This window comes from Pseudomonas sp. SMSB3 (genome assembly GCF_052041965.1).
In the GTDB taxonomy this organism is placed as follows: domain Bacteria; phylum Pseudomonadota; class Gammaproteobacteria; order Pseudomonadales; family Pseudomonadaceae; genus Aquipseudomonas.
Genome location: NZ_JBKGGV010000037.1, coordinates 1 through 1,086, shown reverse-complemented (window position 1 = coordinate 1,086; position 1,086 = coordinate 1). Strand labels below are relative to the sequence as shown.

Annotated in this window: 1 protein-coding gene; it reads left to right on the top strand. The window is 61.0% G+C overall.

From position 1 onward, the window contains the following. The coding region (locus tag ACLEJW_RS23180; protein WP_440778323.1) for an immunoglobulin-like domain-containing protein at nt 1-1,086 on the top strand (1,086 nt) is incomplete at both ends.

The following is a 1,086-nucleotide window of genomic DNA, read 5'->3' as shown; positions in this document are numbered from 1 at the left end:
GTCACCAACAGCATCACCAGCGTCAGTGGCGGAAACTTCGAAAGCCTGGTCGCCAACACTGACCTCGTCAGCACAGCCGTGACCGATGTAACGGACACGACAACGGTGACCCTGACCGCCACACCGTCTGTGGCTGAGGGCGGCACCATCGTCTACACCGCCAGCGTCGGCGCGCCGGTCACCGGAACTCCGGTGATTGTCAGCTTGGCAGGTGGGCAGACCATCACGATTCCAGCTGGCCAGAGTTCAGGCACGGCGACTGGAGCCGTTTCCAACGACGTGTACCAAGGACATGACGCTGTTACAAACAGCATTACTGCCGTTGGCGGCGGCAACTTCGAGAACCTCGTTGCCAACACGGATCCTGTCAGCACTACCGTCACAGATGTTCTGGACACCACCACGGTCACTCTGACCGCTACGCCATCCGTCGCCGAAGGCGGCACTATCGTCTACACCGCCAGCATCGGAGCGCCGGTGACTGGCGCTCCGGTTGTAGTGACCCTGGCCAATGGTCAAACCATCACCATTGCGGTTGGCCAAAGCTCCGGCACTGCAACCGGCGCCGTGAGCAACGACGTCTATCAGGGACATGAGGCGGTCACCAACAGCATCACCAGCGTCAGTGGCGGTAACTTTGAGAGTCTTGTCGCCAATACGGATCCCGTCAGCACTGCCGTCACCGATGTAACAGACACGACAACGGTCACCCTGACCGCTACGCCATCCGTGGCCGAGGGCGGCACCATCGTTTACACCGCCAGCGTCGGCGCGCCGGTGACTGGCAGTCCGGTCGTGGTGACCTTGGCCAGTGGCCAACTCATCACGATTCCAGTTGGCCAAAGCTCCAGCACTGCAACGGCTGCCGTCAGCAACGATGTCTACCAGGGGCATGAATCGGTCACCAACAGCATCACCAGCGTCAGTGGCGGCAACTTTGAGAATCTTGTCGCCAACACGGATCCGGTCAGCACTGCGGTGACTGATGTAACTGACACGACTACTGTGACACTAACCGCCACACCATCGGTGGCGGAGGGCGGCACCATCGTCTACACCGCCAGCGTCAGCGCGCCAGTGACTGGC